The following is a 4,396-nucleotide window of genomic DNA, read 5'->3' as shown; positions in this document are numbered from 1 at the left end:
AGGCTCCGCCCGCCGCGACGGCGGTTCCGTCCGCGACCGCCGTCGAATCGATGCCGGCCGCCCCGGCTCAGCGCGTCGAGCAGACACCCGCCGTCGTCGCACCGCCGGTTGCTGCCGCGCCGGTCGCTGACGCGCCGGCCGCGTCGGTCGACGCCCTGCCCAAGCTCGAGCCCGTCGTTGCGGTGCGCGAGCCGATGGCGGCACATGCCGTGCAGCCGCTCTACCCGGAACGCGCGCTGATGCGCGGCATCGAGGGCAGCGTGCGGCTTTCGTACTACGTCGACGAGGACGGCCGCGTTCGCGACGTGCGCGTCGAGCAATCGACTCCGCCGTCGACCTTCGACGCCGCGGCCATGGCCGCGCTGCGCAAATGGCGATTCGTACCGGGCAGCTTCGAGGCAGGCTCGCGCCGGTACTCGCGCCAGTTTGTCTTTGCGCTCGAAGGCGGCGCGCCGCAGTCGGTCGGAACGGCCGAGGAAATCACGCTGGAGTCCGGCGACTGCCGCACGATCACCGGATCCCGGATCTGCCGCCGCCCGGGCGACGGTGCCGCGCCGGTCACCGAGATCGCCCCGAACTGAAGCCGCAGCCCGGCATTCGGTCGACCGCCGGTGAGATTCCTGCGGTCTTTGCGCGAACACTACGCCAGCGCATTGATATTTAACCGGACTCTCAAGGCTGCTTAACGCCGATTTAAGCCGCTGCTGCCTACCATTGTCCCCACTGTACTCCTGCGAACACTCCTGGTCAGGTCGTGACTAGCAGACTACGGTAATCGGGGCAGTAGCTATTTGGCCCAAGCGAGGTGCGTTCCCCCAATGGCACCTCCTTGGGCCAATCTTTTGGCCGTTCGAGCCGTTCTCCCGTCACCCCGACATCTCCGGCCGTTTCCGGCGCATCCCTTTCCGAAATGGAGTTCGTTAAGCTAGCCCCATGCGCGTACTCGTCATCGAAGACAATCGGGACATCGCAGCGAACATCGGCGACTTTCTCGAAGACAAAGGCCACGTCGTCGATTTTGCGGGCGACGGCGTCACGGGTCTGCATCTCGCGGTCGTCAATGAATTCGACGCGATCGTGCTCGATCTGACCTTGCCCGGCATGGACGGACTCGAGGTCTGTCGCAAGCTGCGCCAGGAAGCGCGCAAGCAGACGCCGGTGCTCATGCTGACGGCGCGCGACGCGCTCGATCACAAGCTGTCGGGTTTCGATTCGGGCGCCGACGACTACATGACCAAGCCGTTCGCGCTGCAGGAACTCGAGGCGCGCCTGCTCGTGCTCGCACGCCGCGGCAAAGGACCGCAAAGCCGCGTGCTGCAGGTCGCCGACCTCAGCTTCAATCTCGACACGCTGACCGTGACCCGCGCCGGCAAGCAGATCCCGCTGAACCCGATCGGCCTGAAGCTGCTTCAGTTCCTCATGGAGGCCAGCCCGTCGGTCGTGACGCGCCAGGATCTCGAACACCGCGTCTGGGGCGAGGAGCTGCCCGACAGCGATTCGCTGCGCGTGCACATCCATGGCCTGCGCGCCGCGCTCGACAAACCGTTCGACAAGCCGCTGATCCAGACTCGCCACGGCATCGGCTATCGCATGGCCGACCCCGACGCCGCGAGCAGCTGAGCGCTCGCCGAGCATCCTTCGCCCCGCATGCGCTATCGCCGCCGATTACGCAGCCGCATCGTCATTTCGTTCGGCCTGTTCGGCATGGCGCTCACGGCGCTGTTCGCCGTGGCCGTCATCGGCCTGCGCGGTACGCTCGAAGATCAGTTGATCAACGCCTCGCTGCAGGACGGCGTCAACAAATTCCTCGACTTCAAGCGGCTGCATCCCGAAGAGGGCGCGGTGTTTCCGTTTTCGCCGGTGACCGCGCTGATCGTCAGCGAGCGCAAATTCGCGAACGTGCCGTTTGCCTGGCAGAAGTACGGCACCGGCGTCTACGACATCCGCGAGCCGGACGAGCATGGCGTCGAACGGCCATACAAGCTCGCCGTGCGCAAGGAGTCCGATCTCTGGGCGTTCTACCGCTACGACGTGGCGAAGGAAGAACTCGGCGAGCGTCAGCTCGTGACCGCGCTGATCGCGGCCGTGTTCGTGTTCTCGCTGCTCGCGTTCCTGCTTGGATTCTGGTCGGCGCGGCGCGTGATGCGCCCGGTCGCCGATCTCGCCGAGCGCCTGCGCGCATTCAAGAACGGCGCGCCGACCGACGATCTGGCATCGCATTACGCGAACGACGAAGTCGGTGAACTCGCCGCCGCGCTGGACGACTACCGCCGGCGCCTGACCGAAATCGTCGAGCGCGACCGCGAATTCAACGCCGACGTCAGTCACGAGCTGCGCACGCCGCTGGCCGTCATCGCAACGACGGTCGAGCTGCTGCTCGGCGCGCCGAACCAGAGCGACAAGACACGCGACCGCCTCAAGCGTATCGAGCGCGCATCGCGCCAGTCGACGGAACTGACCGAGGCTCTGCTGCTGCTGTCGCGCCGCCAGCGCGAAGCCCCGAGCGACGGCGAGACCACCGATGTCGCGCGTGTCGCCGAGCAGGTCATCGAAGTCAATCGCACGCATATCGCGAACAAGCCGGTCGAGGTCGTGCTCGAAGTCGAGGGTGTGCTCGAAGTCGTCGCGCCGTCGTCGGTCGTTGCGGTCGCACTCACCAATCTCGTCGGCAACGCGTTCAAGTACACACCCGAAGGCGAAGTGCGCGTACGCATTGGCGACGGCAAGGTCGTCGTCGAGGATTCCGGCCCGGGCATCAAGCTTGAAGACGCCGAGCGACTGTTCGAGCGCGGCTATCGCGGCGAAGGTGCGACCGGCAAGGGGGCCGGCCTCGGTCTCGCGATCGTGCTCCGGCTCTGCGAACTGTACGACTGGAAAGTGTCGTTGCGACCGCGGCCGCAGGGCGGTACGGCCGCGACGCTCGATTTCCGGCTGCGGCGCGGCTGAGCCGCGCCGCAGCGGCGCGCCGGATCAGGCGTCCAGCGGTTCGAGCCAGCCGTATTTGTCCGGGGTCCTGCCCTGGAACAGGCCGAAGAACAGTTCCTGGATGCGTGCCGTGACCGGCCCGGGCCTGCCGCTTCCGACCGGCTTGCCGTCCACGGTGCGGATCGGCGTGACTTCGGCCGCCGTGCCGACCATGAACAGTTCGTCGCACAGATACAGGTACTCGCGCGGCAGGTCGCGTTCGATCACGGTGATGCCGTTGTCGCGGGCCAGCGTCATGATGCTATGGCGTGTGATGCCGTTGAGGATGGCGCTCGCGACCGGCGTGGTGTGCAGCGCGCCGTCGAACACGAGGAACAGGTTCTCGCCGGCGCCCTCGCTGAGCAGGCCCGTCGAGGCGAGCGCAATGCCCTCGCCGAAGCCCAGGCGGCGCGCCTCGCGCGCGATCAGCTGTCCCGACAGATAGTTGCCGCCGGCTTTCGCGCCGGCCGGAATCGTGTTCGGCGCGAAGCGCTGCCAGCTCGACACGCAGGCGTCGATGCCGCGTTCGAGCACGTCCGGGCCCAGGTAGGGACCCATTTCCCAGGTCGCGACGACGACGTCGGTCGGGGTTTCGGCCGAAAGGCCGAAGCCGCCGAGCCCGCGATAGGCGAGAGGCCGCAAATACGCTTTACGCAAATTGTTGGCCTTGATTACTTCGCGGCAGGCAGCGTTGATGTCCGCGAGGGAATAGGGAATTTCCATGTCGTAGATCTTGGCCGACTGGAACAGACGCTTGTTGTGGTCGGTAAGGCGGAAGATCTGCGGTCCGGACGGCGTGTCGTAGCAGCGGATGCCCTCGAACACGGACGAACCGTAGTGCAGCGCATGCGACATGACGTGGGCGGTCGCCTCGGCCCAGGGCTTGATGCGACCGTTCTGCCAGATGAATTCGGGGTACTGCATGGCCATGGCACGGGTTCCGGCGGACGAAAGACGCGAAAGCCTAGCCGTGGGCAGGGGTTTTTGCCTAGCGCATGTCGGCCGATTCGCCGTCGTACGCGGCGGAGTCGCCATACAGGTTCTGCGGAACAGCGCACGGGCGAGACAATTGTTAACGGCGTTGGTTTAGCATACGGCGAGGCAGGTCGACGTTGCGGCCGATCGAGGGGGAAGCCGGAGGCGAGGGGAGCTCGCAACCGGCAGCGCATGACCCATCGGTACCGTAATGGAAGCGCATTCCGGCAGTGCATCGCCGGTGTATCGAGCACTAAGGGGATGGTTCCATGCGTATCCGGAAAGCCGCTCTGGCGGCCGTCGCAGTGGTGTTGGGGATGTGCGCAAGCGCAGTCAGCGCGCAGACCTATACGTACTCGGTCTATGTCGACGGCGATCTGAACGCGGGCACTGGCTGTACCGTGCCGCAGATGACCGGTGCGGACACCCGGCTCGACGTCAGCGTCAGCGGCGGGAG

At 66.2% G+C, this 4,396-nt stretch carries 4 protein-coding genes; 3 read left to right on the top strand and 1 reads right to left on the bottom strand.

Features of this window, described 5'->3' with window-relative positions; translation table 11 throughout:
• From VLF18_RS11810 to VLF18_RS11800, 3 genes are all read left to right on the top strand, one after another.
• A partial coding sequence (locus VLF18_RS11810) for an energy transducer TonB (RefSeq protein ID WP_325279822.1) occupies nucleotides 1-581 on the top strand: 581 nt, incomplete at its 5' end.
• A gap of 352 nt (nucleotides 582-933) precedes the next feature.
• A complete protein-coding gene (locus VLF18_RS11805) occupies nucleotides 934-1,620 on the top strand; it encodes a response regulator transcription factor (protein ID WP_257385098.1) in 687 nt (228 codons plus the stop codon).
• Nucleotides 1,621-1,647: 27 nt separating this feature from the next.
• Nucleotides 1,648-2,946, top strand: coding sequence for a HAMP domain-containing sensor histidine kinase (locus tag VLF18_RS11800; protein ID WP_325279821.1), 1,299 nt, complete (start codon nucleotides 1,648-1,650; stop codon nucleotides 2,944-2,946).
• Nucleotides 2,947-2,970: 24 nt separating this feature from the next.
• On the opposite strand, the gene VLF18_RS11795 is transcribed toward VLF18_RS11800, so the two are convergent.
• Nucleotides 2,971-3,894, bottom strand: coding sequence for a branched-chain amino acid transaminase (locus tag VLF18_RS11795; RefSeq protein ID WP_325279820.1), 924 nt, complete (start codon nucleotides 3,892-3,894; stop codon nucleotides 2,971-2,973).
• Nucleotides 3,895-4,396: the final 502 nt, after the last annotated feature.

The sequence above is a fragment of the Tahibacter sp. genome, assembly GCF_035481375.1.
Classification (GTDB): domain Bacteria; phylum Pseudomonadota; class Gammaproteobacteria; order Xanthomonadales; family Rhodanobacteraceae; genus Tahibacter.
This window is presented reverse-complemented; position numbering and strand designations above follow the sequence as displayed.

Excerpts from the sequence above, each read along its gene's own strand:
- VLF18_RS11800 (WP_325279821.1), top strand. The coding sequence starts at position 1,648 with ATGCGCTATCGCCGCCGATTACGCAGCCGCATCGTCATTTCGTTCGGC.
- VLF18_RS11805 (WP_257385098.1), top strand. The coding sequence starts at position 934 with ATGCGCGTACTCGTCATCGAAGACAATCGGGACATCGCAGCGAACATC.
- VLF18_RS11795 (WP_325279820.1), bottom strand. The coding sequence starts at position 3,894 with ATGGCCATGCAGTACCCCGAATTCATCTGGCAGAACGGTCGCATCAAG.